The 20,121-nt window shown below is 66.2% G+C and carries 16 protein-coding genes; 12 read left to right on the top strand and 4 right to left on the bottom strand.

Annotation, left to right across the window (positions count from 1 at the left end; genetic code table 11):
• Nucleotides 1-28 precede the first annotated feature (28 nt).
• On the bottom strand, nucleotides 29-673 hold the full coding sequence (locus ACVT6V_RS21370; RefSeq protein ID WP_489896113.1) for a response regulator: 645 nt from the start codon (nucleotides 671-673) through the stop codon (nucleotides 29-31).
• Complete coding sequence (locus ACVT6V_RS21365; RefSeq protein WP_489896112.1) at nucleotides 670-1,980, bottom strand: sensor histidine kinase; 1,311 nt, start codon at nucleotides 1,978-1,980, stop codon at nucleotides 670-672. Before ACVT6V_RS21365 ends, ACVT6V_RS21370 begins: the two co-directional genes overlap by 4 nt.
• Between ACVT6V_RS21365 and ACVT6V_RS21360 the strand changes: the two genes are divergently transcribed.
• From ACVT6V_RS21360 to ACVT6V_RS21350, 3 genes are all read left to right on the top strand, one after another.
• Nucleotides 1,979-2,728: a hypothetical protein gene (locus ACVT6V_RS21360; protein ID WP_489896111.1), complete on the top strand. Its 750-nt coding sequence runs from the start codon at nucleotides 1,979-1,981 to the stop codon at nucleotides 2,726-2,728. The two genes, ACVT6V_RS21365 and ACVT6V_RS21360, sit on opposite strands and share 2 nt — an antisense overlap.
• Nucleotides 2,729-2,913: 185 nt before the next feature.
• The gene (gene dnaE, locus ACVT6V_RS21355) at nucleotides 2,914-6,459 is read left to right on the top strand and encodes a DNA polymerase III subunit alpha (RefSeq protein WP_489896110.1); all 3,546 of its coding nucleotides are present in this window, start codon (nucleotides 2,914-2,916) and stop codon (nucleotides 6,457-6,459) included.
• A gap of 159 nt (nucleotides 6,460-6,618) precedes the next feature.
• Nucleotides 6,619-6,873 carry a hypothetical protein gene (locus ACVT6V_RS21350; RefSeq protein ID WP_489896109.1) on the top strand — a complete coding sequence of 85 codons (255 nt, stop codon included), beginning with the start codon at nucleotides 6,619-6,621 and terminating at the stop codon, nucleotides 6,871-6,873.
• A gap of 10 nt (nucleotides 6,874-6,883) precedes the next feature.
• On the opposite strand, the gene ACVT6V_RS21345 is transcribed toward ACVT6V_RS21350, so the two are convergent.
• Nucleotides 6,884-7,798, bottom strand: coding sequence for an SMP-30/gluconolactonase/LRE family protein (locus ACVT6V_RS21345; RefSeq protein ID WP_489900933.1), 915 nt, complete (start codon nucleotides 7,796-7,798; stop codon nucleotides 6,884-6,886).
• A gap of 308 nt (nucleotides 7,799-8,106) precedes the next feature.
• Here ACVT6V_RS21345 and ilvA point away from each other — a divergent pair, with 308 nt between their 5' ends.
• A complete protein-coding gene (ilvA, locus tag ACVT6V_RS21340) occupies nucleotides 8,107-9,492 on the top strand; it encodes a threonine ammonia-lyase IlvA (protein WP_489896108.1) in 1,386 nt (461 codons plus the stop codon).
• A gap of 27 nt (nucleotides 9,493-9,519) precedes the next feature.
• Here the strand turns inward: ilvA and treZ are convergent, their stop codons facing one another.
• A complete protein-coding gene (gene treZ / locus ACVT6V_RS21335; RefSeq protein WP_489896107.1) occupies nucleotides 9,520-11,406 on the bottom strand; it encodes a malto-oligosyltrehalose trehalohydrolase in 1,887 nt (628 codons plus the stop codon).
• 212 nt (nucleotides 11,407-11,618) lie between these two features.
• On the opposite strand from treZ, the gene ACVT6V_RS21330 reads away from it, so the two are divergent.
• Genes ACVT6V_RS21330 through ACVT6V_RS21295 form a run of 8 tightly spaced genes read left to right on the top strand, consistent with a single transcriptional unit; the run spans nucleotide 11,619 to nucleotide 20,118 of the window.
• Entirely contained in the window at nucleotides 11,619-12,470 is an 852-nt protein-coding gene (locus ACVT6V_RS21330; protein ID WP_489896106.1) for an MlaE family ABC transporter permease, read from the top strand.
• Between the two features lies 1 nt (nucleotide 12,471).
• On the top strand, nucleotides 12,472-13,338 hold the full coding sequence (locus ACVT6V_RS21325; RefSeq protein WP_489896105.1) for an MlaE family ABC transporter permease: 867 nt from the start codon (nucleotides 12,472-12,474) through the stop codon (nucleotides 13,336-13,338).
• Between the two features lie 11 nt (nucleotides 13,339-13,349).
• Nucleotides 13,350-14,675, top strand: a complete 1,326-nt coding sequence (locus ACVT6V_RS21320) for an MlaD family protein (RefSeq protein WP_489896104.1) — start codon at nucleotides 13,350-13,352, stop codon at nucleotides 14,673-14,675.
• On the top strand, nucleotides 14,672-15,706 hold the full coding sequence (locus ACVT6V_RS21315) for an MlaD family protein (protein ID WP_489896103.1): 1,035 nt from the start codon (nucleotides 14,672-14,674) through the stop codon (nucleotides 15,704-15,706). Before ACVT6V_RS21320 ends, ACVT6V_RS21315 begins: the two co-directional genes overlap by 4 nt.
• Entirely contained in the window at nucleotides 15,703-16,692 is a 990-nt protein-coding gene (locus ACVT6V_RS21310; protein WP_489896102.1) for an MCE family protein, read from the top strand. The genes ACVT6V_RS21315 and ACVT6V_RS21310 overlap by 4 nt, the downstream gene beginning before the upstream one ends.
• Nucleotides 16,686-17,789, top strand: a complete 1,104-nt coding sequence (locus tag ACVT6V_RS21305) for an MlaD family protein (RefSeq protein ID WP_489896101.1) — start codon at nucleotides 16,686-16,688, stop codon at nucleotides 17,787-17,789. The genes ACVT6V_RS21310 and ACVT6V_RS21305 overlap by 7 nt, the downstream gene beginning before the upstream one ends.
• Nucleotides 17,786-18,937: an MlaD family protein gene (locus ACVT6V_RS21300; RefSeq protein ID WP_489896100.1), complete on the top strand. Its 1,152-nt coding sequence runs from the start codon at nucleotides 17,786-17,788 to the stop codon at nucleotides 18,935-18,937. The genes ACVT6V_RS21305 and ACVT6V_RS21300 overlap by 4 nt, the downstream gene beginning before the upstream one ends.
• Nucleotides 18,934-20,118, top strand: a complete 1,185-nt coding sequence (locus tag ACVT6V_RS21295; RefSeq protein WP_489896099.1) for an MlaD family protein — start codon at nucleotides 18,934-18,936, stop codon at nucleotides 20,116-20,118. The genes ACVT6V_RS21300 and ACVT6V_RS21295 overlap by 4 nt, the downstream gene beginning before the upstream one ends.
• The last annotated feature ends 3 nt before the right edge of the window (nucleotides 20,119-20,121 follow it).

Below are 20,121 nucleotides of genomic sequence, written 5' to 3'. Positions count from 1 at the left end.
GGCCGATCCGTCGAGGTCCGCGAGTGACTCAGCTCCCCAGCCCGACGTCGCGGGCCAGTGCGACAGCTTGTGCCCGATCGCGCACACCCAGCTTCGCGAAGACGTGCCGCACATGCGTTTTCACCGTCGCCATGCTGATGAAGAGTTCCGCCGCGATCTCCGCGTTGGAGCGTCCCGAGCCGATCAGCCCGAGGATCTCCAGCTCTCGGTCACTGAGATCGCCGTAGCCCGGGGGGAGTCGAGTGGGCACCGGCGGTCTGTCGCTGAAATGAGCCATCAGCCTCGACAACACGCTCGGAGCGACGACCGGCTGACCGTCCGCAGTCGCGCGGACAGCATCGACCAGTGCTTCCGCGGTGGCGTCTTTCAGCAGAAATCCCGAGGCACCCGAGCGGAGTGCGTCGACGACGTGCTGATCGAGGTCGAACGTGGTGAGTACCAGAACGCGGATTCCGGTGTTCTCGGCGATGATCCGTCGGGTCGCCTCCACGCCGTCCATCCCGGGCATCCGCACATCCATCAACACCACGTCCGGCACCAGTGCGCGGGCGGCGTCCACGGCTTGGCGGCCGTCGGCCGCCTCACCGACCACCTCGACGCCGCCGAACTCGAGGATCATCCGTAACCCGTGCCGCACGAGATCCTGGTCGTCGACGACGAGCACCCGGATCATCGGTCGCTCTGTGCGTCGCGGGGGATGGCGGCCCGGACGGTGAACTGCCCACCCAGTTCGTCGGCGTCGAAGGTGCCGCCGAGCAGTTCGGCGCGATGCCGCATGCCGGTGAGCCCGCGCCCGGACCCGCCGGCCGCTCCGGAAGCACTGTCCTTGTCCGAGACCGTGGGATTGGCCGAGCGGATCTCCACCCGGTGCGGGGTCCAGTCGATGGCCAGGTCGACGTGCTGTCCGGGGGCGTGCCGGCCCGCGTTGGTCAGGCATTCGCGGACGATGCGGCGAACGGCGAGACTGACGGGAGAGCTCTGCGCCGCGGGCGAACCGGTGATCGTGAGGGTGTTGGGTATGCCGGCCACATCGGCGGTGCGTGCGATCGCAGCGACGTCGCGGTCCCGGTCGTCGTTGTCATCGGCAGCCGGTGCGAGCACCTCGAGTACCTGACGCATCTGCGCCAGGGTCCGATGGGCGGTCGTCCGGATCGTCTCGAGCGGTTCTTCGGCTCGTTCGGGGCACATCCGCAGCGCGACCGTGGCGGCCTCCGCCTGAATCGAGATCAGGGTCACCTCGTGGCCCACGACATCGTGGAGTTCCCGTGCGATCCGAGATCGTTCGGCTTCCACCGCAGCCTGCTCCGCGTGCCGGCGCTCGGCTCGCAGCTGCGCGGTCAGGGCCCGCAGCCGCGCGTTCTGCCATTGCTGATGTCGCACCACCAGTCCGGCTGCGGTCGGTGCCACCACGACGAGCGCCGCGCCGACCGCCGCGACCGGCTGTTCGGGACCGAGCAGGGTGCCGATGACGGAGACGATCACCGCCCACACCGTCACGCCGAAGGCCGCGAGGAGCGGCCGACCCCGCACCCCGACGGAGTAGAACTGCAGGATGACCGCGACGAAACCGAGAATCGGGAAGCCATCGAGCGGGATCAGCCAGAAGCACGATGCGACGAAGGCCGAGGGGATCGGGAATGTCCGGCGCCACGCCAGGGGCAGCAGCGATCCGAGCACATAGACGACGCCGACGAGTGGTGCGGCGATCGGGACGAACGCATGCTGCACCAGTCCGGCGACCACGAACACCAGGGCGAGCGCGGCATCCGATCCAGTGCTGCGCAGCCACCTGACTCCGGTCACCCACAGAGCGTAAGTGGAGTCACCGGGATACGTCATCAGCCCGTGGGCTGACTCGCCGACCAGCCCGTGGGCCGATCGGAATCGGTCCGGCGGTCGATGCGCCGACCGTATCCGGATTCCTACCGTCAGTGGTGGCAGGCCCAACCCGGGCGCCACCGCGACGAACGGAAAGATCATGACCACAACAGAACTCGATGCCAGACAGACGTACCTCGGAGCGACGGCCCATGCGGGGGACCGCATCGCACGGACCAGCGCGCGTTTCGGGCTGGCCTTCGCCCTGTGTCAACTGGCCGTGATGGTGGTGATGATCGCGGTGGTGCTGCCCCATGGTGGGCAGCGAACCGATCCGGCGGTCGATCGCGGCACCGGTGTCCTCGACGCCGCCGACCTCTATCGGGCCGGGAACTACGCCTTCATGGTCGCCGGGATGCTGTTGCTCGGGTTTCTCGGCGTGGTCTGGGCCCGACTGTGCCGCGCCGATCGGTCCGGGGTACTGGCGGTCGTCGCCGTCGCGGCGGGCACTCTGCTGGCGCTGATCTGGCCGCTGACGGGAATGCTGCACGATGTCGCACTCGAGACAGCGCAGGCCGGCGCCGACGTGCGCGTCCTCGCCGGCTGGGATGCGGTCGCACCCTTCGGACTGGCATTCTCGGCGCTGCCCCGCGCCTTGTTCGTCGGCGCCATCGTGCTGGGCCTGCGGCGCACACATGCGGCCCGGTGGCTGCGACGAAGCGGCCTGGCTCTCATCCCGCTCGCGTTGGTCGGCAGCGCCACCCTCGTCGTCCCGGCGGTCTTCCCCGTCCTCGCGCTCGGCACACTCGGATATGAGCTCTGGGTCGCCGCACTGGCCTGGCACTGGTTGCGGACTGTGTCGGACGAACACGACGTCGAACACGCCGTCGGCGACGTGCGTGCCGCCTGAGGGAGCGACACGCCGGTCCCGACACACCGACTCATCGCCTCATCCGTCACAGCCGGGCGCGCCCCACGGAGACTGTCCGAGTCGCGGCCTAAAGTGGAGAAGCCTTGTCGGCGGGGCCGGATTTTCGGCGCCCGCGGGCGGGGAGATGATCGATCGTTGGCAAGCAGTCGAGGTGAGAGGCGTCCGTGGCCGATTCGTTTGTTCACCTGCACAACCACACCGAGTACTCGATGCTCGATGGCGCAGCAAAGGTGTCGCCGCTGTTCGCCGAGGCCAAACGCCTCGGGATGACCGCGATCGGCATGACCGACCACGGCAACATGTTCGGCGCGAGCGAGTTCTACAACACCGCGGTCGAGAACGACATCAAGCCGATCATCGGCATCGAGGCGTACATCGCGCCGGAATCGCGGTTCAACACCAAACGCGTCACCTGGGGCACCCGCGATCAGAAGGACGACGACGTCTCCGGTAGCGGCGCCTATACGCACATGACGATGGTGGCCGAGAACGCCACCGGCCTGCGCAACCTGTTCAAACTGTCCTCGCTCGCCTCGATCGAGGGCCAGCTCGGCAAATGGTCCCGGATGGATGCCGACCTCATCGCGGAGTACGCCGAGGGGATCATCGCGACCACCGGCTGTCCGTCGGGTGAGGTGCAGACCCGCCTGCGGCTCGGCCACGACCGCGAGGCGCTCGAAGCCGCCGCGAAATGGCAGGAGATCTTCGGCAAGGAGAACTTCTACCTCGAACTGATGGAGCACGGGCTCGAGATCGAGCGACGGGTGCGCGACGGGCTCCTGGAGATCGGCCGCACACTCGGCATCAAGCCGCTGGTCACCAACGACTGCCATTACGTCACGAAGGAACACGCGAAGAGTCACGAGGCGTTGCTGTGCGTGCAGACCGGCAAGACTCTCTCGGATCCCACCCGGTTCAAGTTCGACGGTGACGGCTATTACCTGAAGTCCGCCGACGAGATGCGCACACTGTGGGACGACGTCGTACCCGGCGCCTGCGACTCCACGCTGGAGATCGGTGAGCGCGTCCAGAGTTACAAGGAAGTGTTCACCCATCACGACCGGATGCCGATCTTCCCGGTGCCCGAAGGGGAGTCGCAGCAGACCTGGTTGCGCAAGGAGGTCGCGCACGGTCTCGCCGAGCGTCGATTCCCAGGTGCGCAGGTGCCCGAGGAATACCAGCAGCGAGCCAACTATGAACTCGACGTCATCATCCAGATGGGCTTCCCGGCCTACTTCCTGGTGGTCGGTGACCTGATCCGGCATGCGCAAGAAGTCGGCATCCGGGTCGGCCCGGGCCGAGGGTCGGCCGCCGGGTCGCTGGTCGCATGGGCGTTGGGTATCACCAACATCGACCCCATCCCGCACGGACTGCTGTTCGAGCGATTCCTCAATCCAGAGCGCGTGTCCATGCCCGACATCGACATCGACTTCGACGACCGTCGTCGCGGGGAGATGGTGCGTTATGCGACGGAGCGATGGGGCAGCGACAAGGTCGCCCAGGTCATCACCTTCGGCACCATCAAGACCAAGGCCGCGATCAAGGACTCCGCCCGAGTCCAGTTCGGCCAGCCGGGTTTTGCCATCGCCGACCGGATCACCAAGGCGTTGCCGCCGCCCATCATGGCCAAGGACATCCCGGTCTGGGGAATCACGAACTCGGAGCACGAGCGCTACACCGAGGCCACCGAGGTCAGGACCCTCATCGAGACCGACCCGGACGTCAAGAAGATCTACGACACCGCACTCGGTCTCGAAGGACTGATCCGTAACGCCGGTGTGCACGCCTGCGCGGTGATCATGTCCTCGGAGCCGCTGACCGACGCGATCCCGGTGTGGAAACGCGCCCAGGACGGCGCGATCATCACCGGCTGGGACTATCCGTCGTGCGAGGCCATCGGTCTGCTGAAGATGGACTTCCTCGGTCTGCGCAACCTCACCGTCATCGGTGATGCGATCGAGAACATCAAGACCAACCGCGGCATCGACCTCGACCTCGACGCAGCCCCGCTGGACGATCCCAAAACCTACGAGCTGCTCGCCCGCGGTGACACGCTCGGCGTGTTCCAGCTCGACGGCGGGGCCATGCGAGAGCTCCTCAAACGCATGCAGCCCACCGGGTTCGACGACATCGTCGCGGTCCTGGCGCTGTACCGCCCCGGCCCGATGGGCATGAACGCGCACAACGACTACGCCGATCGCAAGAACGGCCGTCAGCAGGTCAAGCCGATCCATCCGGAACTCGAGGAACCGCTCAAGGAGATCCTGGCCGACACCTACGGCCTGATCGTCTACCAAGAGCAGATCATGCAGATCGCGCAGAAGGTCGCCGGGTACTCGCTCGGTCGAGCCGACATCCTGCGCCGCGCGATGGGTAAGAAGAAGGCCTCGGTGCTCGAGGCCGAGTTCGAGGGCTTCGAGGCCGGTATGCAGGCCAACGGGTTCTCCAAGGCCGCCATCAAGGCGTTGTGGGACACCATCCTCCCGTTCGCGGGCTACGCGTTCAACAAGTCGCACGCCGCCGGCTACGGACTCGTCTCGTTCTGGACGGCCTACCTCAAGGCGAACTACAAGGCCGAGTACATGGCCGGCCTGCTCACCTCGGTGGGCGACGACAAGGACAAGGCGGCGATCTATCTCGCCGACTGCCGCAAACTCGGGATCACGGTGCTGCCGCCGGACGTCAACGAGTCGCAGCGCAACTTCGCCGCTGTCGGTGGTGACATCCGATTCGGCCTCGCCGCGGTCCGCAACGTCGGCACGGGTGTGGTGTCGTCGATCCTGGCCGCACGGGAAGAGAAGGGGAAGTTCACCAGCTTCTCGGATTACCTCGGCAAGATCGACGTGACGGCGTGCAACAAGAAGGTCACCGAGTCGCTGATCAAGGCCGGCGCCTTCGACTCGCTCAATCATCCGCGCAAGGGACTGTTCCTGGTCCACGGCGACGCCGTCGAATCGGTCATCGGCACCAAGAAGGCCGAGGCCATCGGCCAATTCGATCTGTTCGGTGATGCCGGCGGTGCGGACGACAGCATGGCCGAGGTCTTCGCGGTCAAGGTTCCCGACGAGGAGTGGGAGTCCAAACACAAGCTGGCGCTGGAACGCGAGATGTTGGGCCTGTACGTGTCCGACCATCCGCTCGCCGGTGTCGCACATGCCATCGTGGCCCAGACCGACACGTCGATCACGGCGCTGCTCGAGGGTACGGTGCCCGACGGCGCGCAGATCACCATCGGTGGCATCATCTCCGCGGTCAACCGCAGGGTCAACAAGAAGGGTGAGCCGTATGCGGTCGTCACCCTCGAGGACATGGTCGGCGGCGTGGAGGTCTACTTCTTCCCACGCGCGTTCTCGGTGTACGGACTCGATATCGTCGCCGACAACATCGTGCTGATCAAGGCAAGGGTCAACGTCCGCGACGACAGCACGATGATCAGCGCGAACGACCTGGCGGTCCCAGACCTGGCGGTCGTCGGCACGGCCAAACCGGTGGCACTCACACTGAGCGCGCGGTCCTGCACACCCGACCGGGTCCAGGCCCTCAAACAGGTCCTGACCAGGCACCCCGGCACCGCGGACGTGCACGTGACACTCGTCAGCGAGCAACGGTCGACGGTGCTGCGACTGACCGAGGCACTGCGGGTCACGCCGAGTTCGGCTCTGATGGGGGACCTCAAAGCGTTACTCGGACCGAGCTGCTTCGGCACCTGACGCTCCCGGCCGGCCCTGTCGCTCCCGGGAGCCGGACATGAAAGTCACCGCATCCGAACCGGAGATTTCGGCGCGCCGAACATTTTAGTTCAGGCTGCGTTACACTCGGATCAGTGGAGATCATCCCGACCGGATCGCCACGGACCGTGAGGAGCGAGCATGACCGCAGCGAATGTCACCGCGCTGGTCGAGGTCCGCACGGCCCGAACCAGCACGAGGCACCCCGTCATCGAGATCGCCGGCGTGCGGTGGCCCGCCTACAAGATACACGCGGTGCTGGTGGCCGCGGTGGCCGCGCTGCTCACCTTCGCGTTCATCGGTACGGGCCAGGCCGCTGCCCTGGTGTCCGGCGCGGCGCTCGTCACCGTCTGGTGGGCCGAGCGAGTCTGGTTCGCGCGACCCCGTCGATCCTGAGCGGTCGTTCTCACTGGCCCGGATGGGCCGCCGTGGCGCCTCGATCGAATCCGCCCGGGATCTCGTAGATTCGTCCGTCGAAGCCCGCCCGGTACAGGTGTCCCGCCGAGAAGCCACGGTCACCACGGCCGTAGGAGAGCACGCTCGACGTACCGAGTCCCGAAGCGAGCACGCAGTATCGGCCCGGTGAGGTGATCCGGACGATCTGCCCGGCGCCGTTGAACGGCACCACCGGCCGGTCCTTGGCGTCCAGCGTCAACCCGTCCGGGCCGGCGGTGATGTCCCCGCCGAGGTTCAGGAGGCTCTGCACCACACGCGGGTTGGCCGTCGAGATGCGGCTGACACCGGGATTGACAAAGGTGCGGGACACGTAGAGCCACCGATCGCCCCGGCCGAGGACGGCCCCGTTGGCACTGGGCAGCGAACCCCAGTCTGCCTGGACGACGCCGTTGGGATACACGCGCCCGATGAGATTGGCGAAATCGTTGGTGGCGTAGACGATTCCGTTTGCCGACACATCCATGCCGTCGGCCGCCGACAGTCCACGCACCCAGGGGCGCATCGCCAGGGTGTTCACGTTCAGCCGTGCGATGCCCGCATGTCGGAGCACATCGCCGACGACCACCCGGGGATCGGCGCCGTAGCCCACGAGCAGGGCGCCGTCGCGGGCCCATGCCAGACCGCCGGCTCCGCTCTCCGGAACCCGCGCTATCGGCACCGCCCGGGTGCCCGGTGCGGACAGCCGAAACACCCGGCCGGAGAGGATGTCGGTCGTGTACAGGCGGCCGGCGGTATCGACCGTGAGTCCTTCCAGAGCCGCCCCCGGAACGACGCCGACGAGGCGGGGAGCCTGTCCGGCGCCCGGACAGACCGGGGCTGCGGCCGCCATCCCCGGTGTCAGGGCGCTGATCAGGCCGGCAGCCAGCGCGGCGACCGAGACGGAGACCACGAGACGACGTCGACGCGGACGCCTCGTCGCACCGCGGGCGCCGGGGGAGCCGCTCGCCCAGCGGTTCAGAGAATGGGTGCGTCCGAACATGGCGGCCTCCCGCATCGGTGGGCGCCGTCCGCCGATGGCCATGCACTCACTCAGACTTCTCCGGTGGACGACTGGTTCGTTGACCTGAGGGTGAGTCTAAGCCCGCCGGTGACGGGGAGTCGACCATCGCGAAACGGACATCGACGCGAACACCGCCCGCCCTCGGGTGAGCACGTGACCTGCCAGGTGAGAGCATGGAGATCGTGAGTACTCAGCAGGCACCGGTTCACCAGCACGGCCCCGCACTGACCGGCGACGCGATCACCGCGTCCGTCACGCGGATCGCCGATGCGGTCGCCCGCACGCCGCTCGAGGACGCCCCGAGGATCTCGGCCGCAGTCGGTGCGCGTGTGCTGCTCAAGCGCGAAGACCTGCAGACCGTGCGCTCCTACAAGATCCGCGGCGCCTACAACGTGATGGCGCAGCTGTCCGAACAGGAACTCGCCCGCGGCGTCGTGGCCGCCAGCGCCGGGAATCATGCGCAGGGCGTCGCCTATGCCTGCCGGTCGATGAAGGTCCACGGCCGGATCTTCGTGCCCACCACCACCCCCAAGCAGAAGCGCGACCGAATCCGTTGGCACGGAGGGGATTTTGTCGAGTTGATCGCGGTCGGTGAGACGTATGACGCCGCTGCGGCCGCGGCCCAGGCCGATGTGATGCGAACCGGCGCGACCTGGATTCACGCCTTCGACGACCCGCGCACCGCGGCCGGGCAGGGCACCATCGCCTACGAGATCGTCGAGCAGCTCGGCGCGGTACCCGACGTCGTCGTCGCACCCGTCGGAGGCGGCGGATGCCTTGCGGGAATCGCGACCTACCTGCGCTCCAAGCGTGACGACGTCGCGATCGTGGGCGTCGAACCCACAGGGGCCGCGTCGCTGGCCGCAGCACTCGCCGCCGGCGGCCCGGTGACGCTCGACGTCATCGACTCCTTTGTCGATGGTGCGGCGGTGAAACGCATCGGCTCCATCGGATACCGGGTGATGAGCGACCTCGGTGCCACCATCACCGACCATCCGGTTCTCGGGCAGGTCGCGCCGACCCCGGCGGTCGGTGTCCTCGGCGGGGACGAGCCCTATGCCGTACGCCCCGGCAGCGCACACATCACCCACGTCGACGAAGGCGCCATCTGCAGTGCGATGCTCGCGCTGTATCAGAACGAAGGCATCATCGCCGAGCCCGCGGGTGCCTTGTCGGTGGCCGGCCTGGCTGCTCTCCGGATTCCCGCCGACGCAACCGTCGTATGTCTGATCTCCGGCGGCAACAACGATGTGTCGCGCTATGGGGAGATCATCGAACGGTCCCTGGTGCACAAAGGTCTCAAGCACTACTTCCTCGTCGACTTCCCACAGGAGCCGGGTGCGTTGCGCCGCTTCCTCGACGAGGTACTCGGCCCCGACGACGACATCACGCTGTTCGAGTACGTCAAACGCAACAACCGGGAGACCGGGGCCGCGCTGGTCGGCATCGAACTCGGTGAACCCGAGGGACTCGCCGGGCTCATGGACCGTATGGCCCACTCGCACCTGCACTGCGAGCGGCTCGAGCCCGGAACGCCGGCATATGACTATCTGACCTGAGCCGGCAGGGCTCCGCGACCCGGCGGCTCAGAGCTGGCCGATCTTCCCGACGATCACGTTGTGCCCAGAACTCCGGAGGCAACCGTCTTCGAGTGTCGGTTCGTCCCACCATATCTCGGGCGTCAGTGAAATCGGTACGACCGTCTCGTTCGCCGTAAGCACGCAGACCACAGCCCACTCGCCGCGATACATCGCGAACCACCCGGCCGCGTCATCGAACGCGGTGTCCACCGAGGCGAAGTCGCCACGGGCCAGACTCTCCTCGCGCTTGCGCAGGGCAATCAGCGACCCGTAGAAGTCGAGCATGCGCCGATGGTCCGGCCGGTCGAGTTCGTCCCAATTCAACTGTGATGCTTCGAAGGTCGCCGGGTCCTGAGGATCGGGCACGTCTGCCGCGTCCCATCCGTGATCGGCGAACTCGCTGCGGCGTCCCGTCCGAACCGCTTCGGCGAGTTCGGGCTCGGGATGCGAGGTGAAGAAGGCGAACGGTGTGGCCGCGGCCCATTCCTCGCCCATGAACAGCATCGGCGTGAACGGCGAGAGCAACACCAGCGCCGCCTTGATGGCGAGCTGCCCGCCGTCGAGGTAGGCGGACGGCCGATCGCCGATCGCCCGATTGCCGACCTGATCGTGATTGCAGGTGTAGGTGACCAGCGCGTTCGCCGCGACGATGTCGGTCGGGATCGGCCTGCCATGATGCCTGCGGCGGAATGACGAGTAGGTGCCGTCGTGGAAGAAGCCGCCGCGCAACACTTTCGCCAACCCGTCGAAACCGCCGAAGTCGGCGTAGTAACCCTGCCGCTCGCCGGAGACGGTCGCGTGGATCGCGTGGTGGATGTCGTCGTCCCACTGCGACGCGAGCCCGTAGCCGCCCATGTCTCGCGGCAGGATGAGCCGCGGATCGTTGAGGTCACTCTCGGCGATCAGCGTCAACGGCCGCCCCAGGTCGGCCGACAGCTGGTCGGTGGCGACGGCCAGTTCCTCCAGCAGGTGGACGGCACGGTGGTCGACGAGCGCGTGGACGGCGTCGAGTCGGAGTCCGTCGAGGTGGAAGTCGCGTAGCCATCGCAGCGCGTTGCCCAGGATGAACGCACGGACCTCGTCGGAATCGGGGTCGGACAGATTGACCGATGAGCCCCAACTGGTGGTGCCCTCACTCAGGTACGGGCCGAAGCGCGGCAGGTAGTTGCCCGATGGGCCGAGATGGTTGTAGACGACGTCGAGCACCACGCCGAGTCTGCGTGCGTGGCAGGCGTCGACGAATCGGGCGAAGGCATCCGGACCGCCATAGGGTTCGTGCACGGCATACCAGCCGACCCCGTCGTAGCCCCAGCCGTAGGTGCCGTTGAACGCATTGACCGGCATCACCTCGACGACGTCGACGCCCAGCGACACCAGATGGTCGAGACGCGCGATCGCCGAGTCGAAAGTGCCGCCGGGAGTGAACGTACCGATGTGCAACTCGTAGAGGACCGATCCACGGAGATCGGTGCCCGCCCAGCCGGCATCGGTCCAGGCGAAGTCGTCGAGACGGTGCAGGGCCGAGGGGCCGTGGACGCCGTCGGGCAGACGTACGGATCGGGGGTCGGAGGTCGGTTCCCCGCCGTCGACGACGAACCGATACCGGAGGTCCGCGAGACTACCGCTGTCCGCCGGCTCCCCGACCGCGGCGGGCGCCGTGGGGAGCCACCATTCGGGGGCCGCGGGATCGTGACCCAGGGGAATCTCGGTGGACCCGGCGTCGTCGTCCTCGACGATCAGCGAGACCGTTTCGGCAGTCGGCGCCCAGACGCGCAGCTCCCTGAGCGACCCGGGGGGCGAGAACGGTCGTGCCGGATTCGGAAACGAAGGGTTTCCTCGCCCTTGGTCACCCGTCCCAGTTATGGTGTCTGGAGCGCAGGAGTGATCGGTCACCCAACACAAGGTATGTCGCGACCGATCCACGCGCAGATGTAGGTAGTGTGACCCGTGACACAGCGCCTTTTGTGAAGCGAGGTATATTACCGCCGGGGGTTCGTCAATCAGGGGGAAAGTGCACAAAGTGTGGTCAAACAGAGCGCTCTCTGGGCAACATATATGTGATAGGACGACCCCGAGGGCAACGGAGCAAGAGCAGGGGCAGGGGATTGACTACTGACACGGTGACCTCGGAAGACGAGGCACCACGTGCGCGCTCGGGGGTGAGCAAGTGGTTTCACGGGCATGTTCTGGCGTCCTTCGACACGTTCGGACGTCAGATGGGGATGTTCGTCGAGGTGTTCAAGGTGCTCATCGTCGACATCATCAAGCGGCGATTCCCGTTCGGTGAATTCGTTCGGCAGTGCGCCTTCATGTCGAGCACATCGGTCTTCCCGACGTTCCTGGTCGCGATCCCGATCGGTGTGATCGTCTCGATCCAGGTCTCCAATATCGCCGGGCAGGTCGGCGCGACCTCGTTCTCCGGTGCCGCCACCGGACTCGGTGTGATCCGGCAGGGGGCGCCGCTGGTCACCTCGCTGCTGCTCGCAGGCGCGGTGGGCTCGGCGATCGCCGCCGACCTCGGCTCGCGCACGATTCGCGACGAGATCGACGCGATGCGCGTGATGGGTGTCAATCCGATCCAGCGGCTGATCTCGCCGCGGCTGCTCGCGACGATGGTCGTCAGCTTCCTGCTGTGCGGCTTCGTCTGCTTCGTCGGCTTCATCACCGGGTACGTCTTCAACGTCTATTTCCAGGGCGGCACTCCGGGCAGCTACACGGGCACCTTTGCGTCTTTCGCATCCACCTCGGATCTCGCGTTCGCGATCATCAAGGCCGTCATCTTCGGAGCCATCGTCGCGGTGGTCGCCTGCGACCGCGGTCTGACCACCAAGGGTGGCCCCGCCGGCGTCGCCAACTCGGTGAACGCCGCAGTGGTCAACTCGGTACTGCTGTTGTTCACCGTGAACGTCGGGCTGACTCAGCTGTTCGCGATCCTCGTACCGACGAGGGTGGTGTGAGATGACGGCATCACGGTACGTACCGCCGATACTGCGGCCCGTCGAGGCCGCCAAGGCGATCTATCGCGGTCCGCGCGGCGGACTCGCCGCGATGGGGCACCTGATCACCTTCCTGGTGAAATCCATCGGATCGGTGCCGATCACCTTCACGCACTACCGCAAAGAGGTGTGGCGACTGCTCTCCGACGTCGCGTGGGGTAACGGTGCCATCGTCGTCGGCGGCGGCACCGTCGGGGTCATGGTGATCCTCGGCGTCATGGGCGGTGCCACCGTCGGGATCGAGGGCTACACCGCGCTGAATCTGCTCGGCATGTCTCCGGTCACCGGTGGACTGTCCGCCTTCGCGACCACCCGCGAGATCGGACCTCTCCTCGCAGCCACGGCGTTCACCGCACAGTCGGGGTGCCGATTCACCGCGCAGCTCGGGTCCATGCGGATCAGCGAAGAGATCGACGCACTCGAATCCATTGCCATCCGGCCACTGCCGTATCTGGTCACCACGCGGATGTCGGCCGCCGTGTTGGCGATCGTGCCGCTGTACTCGGTGTCGCTCGCCGCCAATTATCTGGCCTGCCAGGTGATGTTCCAGCTGCAGAGCGGCCAGGGTGCGGGCACCTACCTCTATTACTTCAACCAGTTCCTGGTGAGCACAGACGTGATCGCATCCTTCGCCAAGGTGATCCTGTTCGTGCTGCTGGCCACCTTCGTCCAGTGCTACTACGGGTACTTCGCCTCCGGCGGTCCCGAGGGGGTGGGAGTGGCCGCGGGTCACGCCATCCGGATGGCGATCATCGTGATCGTCTTCGCCAATCTGGTCATGACGCTCGTGTTCTGGGGCACCTCGCCCGGAATCAAGATCTCGGGATAGGGGGGAGAAGGATGCAAATCGACACCGACGGCCGCAACCCCTCCCTGGTGCAGTACATCCTGCGGGGAGTGGCGTTCCTGGTCGCGCTGCTGATCTTGTTCGTGCTGTTGTTCCTGCGCTACCAGGGCGCCTTCTCCTCGAGCGTGCCGGTGACCGCAAAACTCACCGACGTCGGCGACGGCCTGGTCACCAGTGCCGACGTCCGCTACAACGGCTTGATCGTCGGCTCGGTGCAGTCGATCGACCTCAGCGACGAAACCGGCCCCGGCAACCTGCAGTACAAGAACGTCAAGATCGAGCTCGATCCGCAACAGGCCGACGGTATCCCGGCCAACGTCACCGCGCGGACGGTGCCGTCCAACCTGTTCGGCGTCAACTCCGTGCAACTGGTGCGGCCCGCGCAGCCCAGCTCCGAGAGCCTGTCGTCGGGCGACGTCGTCCCCGCCGATGAGTCGCTGGCCACCCTCCGGCTGCAGGATGCGCAGAACGAGCTCCGGACGTTGTTGCGTGCGGTCCCCCCGGAAGATCTCGCCTCGGTTCTCGGGACCATCTCCGACGCTCTCAAGGGTGGCGGTGCGGTGTTCGGCGCCTTCGTGCCGCTGCTGGACAACTACTGGAAGACCATCAACGCGCAGTTCCCGCCCGGCGCCCCGTCGGGCTTCGACAACTTCGACAACGCGGTCCGGGGGCTGTCGCAATCCACTCCGCAATTGCTCGACACGTTGGGACGCAGCGTCATCCCCGCGATGACGATCGCCGAGAAGCAACAGGACCTGACCGCGATGCTGTCGGCGGGACAGGGCGTCCTCGACGAGACCCAGGCGCTGTTCGCGAGCAACGGGGATAGCGGGAAACGCGTGGTGCGCGACCTGAACACGATGATCGGTGCCGCGGTGCTGGAACCGGATTCGCTCCCACAGGCGCTCAGTGCGCTGAACAATCTGGCCGCCCGCGTCCTCACCGTGTTCACCGGGGTCAACGGCCATCCGCAGCTGAACATCGGCGTGAACTTCGGCGCGTTCGAGCGCTACACCAGGCAGAACTGCCCGGTGTACAACGCCGGGAAGTATGGACAGCTGCGCGGACCCGGCTGTGTCGGGCCGGGCACCGGCACCGGACCGACGAGTTCGGGCCCGCTGATGATCTATCCGTCCAACGGCATGCGCCGGGCCGCCCAGACCTTCGGGGCTGTGTCGACATCGGCGGACAACAAGACGCTGGGGGAGGCGCTCAAGCGGAAGCCGACGGCGGCCGACACCCTGATGCTGGGTCCGCTGGTGCAATCGTCGACGATCAAACCCGGTGAACCCGAGAATCGCGAAGGAGGGGGACGATGAGTCACGGACAGTCCAGCATCCGCAAACCGCTGATCGGCTTCTCCCTGTTCGCGGTCATCGCGTTGCTGCTGACCTACATCATCTGGTCGACGCTCGAACGATCGTTGCCCGGTGACACCCACTCCTACACCACCTATTTCAACGATGCGTCGGGGCTGGCGTCCGGCGACGACGTCCGGATGGCCGGGGTCCGGGTCGGCCGGGTGAGCGACATCGGTCTCGACCACGGCCGAGCCCGCGTGACCTTCGAGGTCCAGACCGACCAGCCCATGTTCACCAACACCCAGGCCGCGATCCGGTACCAGAACCTCATCGGTCAGCGATATCTGTCGCTGACCCTGGTGGACGATGCGAAGAGTGCACCGCTCGCCGCGGGATCGACGCTGCAGCAACCCTCCGAGGATTCCTTCGACGTCACCAAACTGCTCGCCGGATTCCAGCCCGTCTTCGAGACGCTCGACCCCGACCAGGTCAACGCACTGTCCGAGGGCTTGGTGCAGGCATTCCAGGGCAACAAGGTGTCGCTCAGCTACACCGTCGCCGAGGTGGGAAAACTTGCCGATGACATGGCAAACCGCGACGAGGTCATCGGCGCCATCATCGACGATCTGAGTGGGGTCATGCGCGACCTCGCGCGGCAGGGCGATCAGGTGGGCACCGTGATCGACAGCGTCAGCAGCCTGATCGAGAACCTCAACGCCAACTCGGCGGCATTCGGCAAGTCGGTCGACCAGATCGGTCGGACAGCCAGCGGATTCGCCGATGTGCTCTCGCAGAGCCGCGATTCGCTCGCCGGGGCCGCCACCGACGCCCGGGCGGCCACCAACACGCTCATCGCCAACGGTGCGAAGCTCGACCGGATGGCGGTTCAGTTGCCGATCTTCCTCGGCCACTTCCCGCTCGTCCAGGGCCAGGGAGCCTACTTGAACATCTACGCGTGTGACCTCGACATCGCGATCGGGGACGTCTTGTTCCCGCCCGGCCTGATCAACAAGATCGGCGGTACCAAGCATTCGGTGGTGTGCCAATGAGTAAGTGGCGCAGACATTTCGATGACAACAGGCGAATGTGGTACGGCTTGGCCGGTGCCGTCGTGATCGTGCTGCTGGTGCTGGCGGTCACGGGTCTCGCACAGGCTCACCTCGGCCAGAAGACCTACACGGGGGATTTCGCGCAGGCGGGCGGAATTCGGCCGGGCGACAAGGTCCGGGTCGCCGGGGTCGACGTCGGCGAAGTCGGTTCGACCGAACTGAACGGCAACCATGTCACCGTCACCATGAAGGTCGACAAGGACGTGGAGGTCACCTCCAACGGCTCCGCCGAGATCAAGATGTCGACCCTGCTCGGTCAGCGCTACGTCGATGTGTCACTGGGCGACGCGCCGACGCCGGCCCCGAACGGCAAGATCGAGCAGACCCGCGTTCCCTATGACCTGCAGAAGACCATCGAGGAGGGTACGCCCATCATCGCCGGGATCGACGACGACGAGTTCGCCGCCGGCCTGCGCACACTCAACCGGCAACTCGCCGGAGCGCCGGCGGTGACCAAACCGACGCTGGATTCGCTGACCGCGATGTCCAAGGTGATCACCAATCGCCGCGACCAGATCAATCAGCTGGTCACCGACACCAAGACCGTGACGGCCATTGCCGACGACAGCCAAGCGCAGCTGGCGATCATCGTCGGGCAAGGCGCGCAGCTCGCCGAGAAGATCGCCGCCCGTGAGGCTTTGGTCACCCGCATGCTCGACGGGATCGCCGAGCTCACTGAGCAGGCCCGTGCCGTCGCCAAGGAGAACGGGAACCAGTTCGCCCCGATCATGGCGAATTTGAACACCATGTCGCAGGGGTTGGAGAAGAACCGTGCGAACCTTCGCAAGCTCCTCGAGATCCTGCCGGTCACCGCACGCGTGACGAACAACACCATCGGTGACGGCCCTTATGCGAACGGCTATCTCCCGTGGGGCATCTTCCCCGACAACTGGCTGTGCACGGCACGGGTGGTGGACGGATGTTGAGCCGGACCACCGCGCGGCGGTCGGTGGCACTGGTCGCGATCACGATGTTCGCGGTCGTGGGGCTGTCGGGATGTTCACTCATCCCGGCCAAGTGGACGGCGTTCTTCGGATCGGCGATCGAGGCGACAGCCTATTTCGACGACGTCTCCGGGCTGTACGACGGCAACGATGTCGCCGTCCTCGGGATGCCTGTCGGCCAGGTGACATCCGTACAGCAGCAAGGCAACCGGGTGAAGGTCACCTTCACCGTCGACAAGGACGTGCCCATTCCCGCGGACGCGACGGCGGCGATCGTCAACACGTCGATCGTCACCACGCGCCACATGGAACTGTCGCCGACCTACTCCGAGGGCCCGAAGCTCACCGACGGCGGCGTGATCCAACAGACCAAGAGTCCGGTGTCGGTGGGGGAGTTGTTCGATTCCATCGACGCACTGGTGAAGTCGTTGTCCGGCGATGCCCCCGGCGAGGGACCGGTGGCCGACCTGATGGACATCACCTCGGGCATCACCAGCGGCAACGGTGAGCGGATGCGGACCGCGCTCGACGAACTCGACAAGGCCGCCGAGGTGGCATCGGGCAACGGCGACGCGTTGGTGGACATCATCCGAACCGTTCAGAGCCTGACGTCCACACTCGTCGCCAACTACCCGAAGATGACGGCCTTCTCGCATTCGATCAACCAGGTCGCACAGATGCTCAACGGCCAGGCCCCCGGACTGCAGGCCACGCTCGCCGACCTGAACACCACGTTGCAGAACACCACCGAGTTCCTGCAGAACAACGCCGGCACCATCGGGTCGTCGACAGGACGGCTCGCGGCCCTCGCGTCGAACCTGAGCGACTTCTCCCGACAGGTGGTGGAGACCATCGATCTCGGTCCGTTGCTGTTCCAGAACCTGAGCAACTCGGTGTCCGCCGAGCAGGGGGCCTGGCGCGCTCAGGTGCTCCTGGACAAGTCACTGATCGACACGGAGGCGTTGTCGACGTTCTGCCAGGCGATCAATCTTCAGAAGAACGGATGCCGTACCGGACGGCTGAAGGACTTCGGTCCCGATCTCGGCGTGTTCTCGGCGTTGCTGGAGCTGACCAAATGACCGGCGACACGATCCGGGGCTTCCGAACCCAGCCGGACCCACGACGTCGCGGTCGGCTACGCCGCCGGGGCGTGGTGACGCTCACCGTGGCAGCCGTTCTGGCGCTGTCGGGGTGCGGTGTCCTGCCTGGCCTGACGGTCGAACAGATCCCGCTCCCCGCGCCCGGCGGGATCGGCGAGGCCATCGAGCTCACGGCCAAGTTCGACAACGCGTTGAACCTGCCCACCCGCGCCAAGGTGAAGCTCAACGGCATGGACGTGGGACAGGTCTCGGAGATCAAGGCGCAGGACTACACCGCCGTGGTCACGATGGAGGTCGGCAAGACTTCGAAGTTGCCGGTGGGGACCGGTGCCGAACTCCGCCAGGCCACACCTCTGGGCGATGTGTTCGTGGCGCTGCTGCCACCCCGGGACGCGCCCGACGGCTATCTCGGCGACGGTGACACGCTCACCGGCCCCACCTCGGCGGCCGCGACCGTCGAGGATCTGCTGGTCAGCATGTCGGGTCTGGTCGACAGCGGTTCGCTGAGTTCGCTTCAGGTCATCCTGACCGAGCTGAGCAATGCCGTCTCGCCGCACCCGGACGAGCTGTCCGGCTCGATCGAGGGTCTCACCACGGCGATCACGAAGTTCAACAAGAACGCGGCGCAGGTCGACGAATCGATGCGCACCACCCGCGCGCTCACCGATCAGTTGTACGCGGGTCGTGCACAGATCATGGCGTCGATCAACAAGCTCGCACCCGCCGTGAACGCGGTGAACGGACAGATCGGCCAGATCCTGACCACCTTGGACAAGACCAACCAGGTCACCGCGGCGACCAATGACTTCCTGAACTCCGACGGAGACAACCTCGTCGAGATGATCGGGCATCTGCAGACCGCCCTCGCCGGGCTCAAGGACGCGGCGGGCACGCTCGGGCCCCTCGCGGACAATCTCGGCACGCTCACACCGAAATGGGTCAAGGCGACACCGGGTAGTGCGGCGGCACTCTCGTCGAAGGTCTACTACCTGAACCCGGGTGTGGGCTTCGACTCGGCGACCCGACTGCCCGAACTCGGCGACGCCGACGCCGCCTCGGAGGCCTTGCAGCAGACGCTCACCCGCCTGTTGGCGCGTCTCACCGGAACGAAGGGGTGTTGCGGATGAGGGCACTGTCCGGACCGTTCACCTGGGTGCGCAAACACTCGGTGCTGGTCGGCAACATCGGGTTGATCCTGGTGATGCTGGTCGGGTTGGCCTACCTGTCCTTCGGTGCCCTGCGCTGGGATCCGTTCAAGGGCACCTACGAGCTGACCGTGCACTTTCCCAATTCCGGTGGGCTGCAAGACACCTCGGGAGTCACGGTACGTGGGGCCCGGGTCGGGGAGGTCGACACCATTCAGGTTCGCCCCGAATCCGTGGATGTGACGGTGAAGATCACCGACGACGTGAAGATCAACCGTAACGCCGTCGTCGCCGCCCTGGGCTTGTCCGCGGCCGGTGAGCAGTACGTGGACTTCGAGCCGGCGACCGCCGAGGGGCCCTACTTCACCGACGGTGACGAGATCCAGCAGAACCAGACGCGGGTCACCGTCGCCTTCCCGGACATGTTGGAGTCCACTCTCAACGTGGTCGACCAGATCGACCCGGTGAAACTCCGCTCCGCCGTGGACAATCTGCAGGTGGCGCTCGGCGACGGCGGTAGCGACGACAATGTGCTGCGATCGCTGTTCGTCTCCGGCGGCACCATCTTCGCCGACCTCGCGCGCGTGTTGCCGCAGACCAAGAAACTCATCTCCGACACCGGCACGATCCTGAAGACGACCGCCGGCATCCAGCCCGACCTGGGTACGACGGTGAACTCGATGAGCACGATCGTGAACGCGGCGGTCGCCTCCGACAAGGAACTGCGGACCCTGCTCAATCGGGGGCCCACACAGTTGACCAGCCTGACCGGATCGCTGAACCAGATCCGCGATCCGGTCACCGACGTTCTGCAACAGTTCGTCGACATCGCGAGGCAGGGCGCACTGCGCGCCCCGGCGATCGCCAACCTGTTGCCGTCCATCCGCGACGCCGGCATCAAGAGCCTGGCGATGTTCCACGACGGCGCCTGGTGGGCCTTCGGCTCGGTGTACCCGCGGCCCAGCTGCACCTACGCGGTCACTCCGGTGCGGCCGACGAAGATCCTGGAGCTGACGGTCCCGACCAATCTGTACTGTGTCACTGAAGATCCGAATCAACAGATCCGGGGATCGGCGAACGCCCCCCGGCCACCCGGAGACGACACCGCCGGTCCGCCGCCGAACTACGACCCGAATGCGCGGACCGTGCCGCTCGACAAATGACGT

Source organism: Gordonia sp. LMA167 (assembly GCF_058130025.1).
Note: the sequence above shows the minus strand (reverse complement) of the source record. Positions and strands in the feature narration are given on the sequence as shown.

Bases quoted from the DNA above. Each gene is read 5' to 3' on its own strand.
- ACVT6V_RS21370 (WP_489896113.1), bottom strand. From the start codon at position 673: ATGATCCGGGTGCTCGTCGTCGACGACCAGGATCTCGTGCGGCACGGG.
- ACVT6V_RS21360 (WP_489896111.1), top strand. From the start codon at position 1,979: ATGACCACAACAGAACTCGATGCCAGACAGACGTACCTCGGAGCGACG.
- ACVT6V_RS21365 (WP_489896112.1), bottom strand. From the start codon at position 1,980: ATGATCTTTCCGTTCGTCGCGGTGGCGCCCGGGTTGGGCCTGCCACCA.
- ACVT6V_RS21350 (WP_489896109.1), top strand. From the start codon at position 6,619: ATGACCGCAGCGAATGTCACCGCGCTGGTCGAGGTCCGCACGGCCCGA.
- ilvA (WP_489896108.1), top strand. From the start codon at position 8,107: ATGGAGATCGTGAGTACTCAGCAGGCACCGGTTCACCAGCACGGCCCC.
- ACVT6V_RS21325 (WP_489896105.1), top strand. From the start codon at position 12,472: ATGACGGCATCACGGTACGTACCGCCGATACTGCGGCCCGTCGAGGCC.
- ACVT6V_RS21320 (WP_489896104.1), top strand. From the start codon at position 13,350: ATGCAAATCGACACCGACGGCCGCAACCCCTCCCTGGTGCAGTACATC.
- ACVT6V_RS21315 (WP_489896103.1), top strand. From the start codon at position 14,672: ATGAGTCACGGACAGTCCAGCATCCGCAAACCGCTGATCGGCTTCTCC.
- ACVT6V_RS21310 (WP_489896102.1), top strand. From the start codon at position 15,703: ATGAGTAAGTGGCGCAGACATTTCGATGACAACAGGCGAATGTGGTAC.
- ACVT6V_RS21305 (WP_489896101.1), top strand. From the start codon at position 16,686: ATGTTGAGCCGGACCACCGCGCGGCGGTCGGTGGCACTGGTCGCGATC.
- ACVT6V_RS21300 (WP_489896100.1), top strand. From the start codon at position 17,786: ATGACCGGCGACACGATCCGGGGCTTCCGAACCCAGCCGGACCCACGA.
- ACVT6V_RS21295 (WP_489896099.1), top strand. From the start codon at position 18,934: ATGAGGGCACTGTCCGGACCGTTCACCTGGGTGCGCAAACACTCGGTG.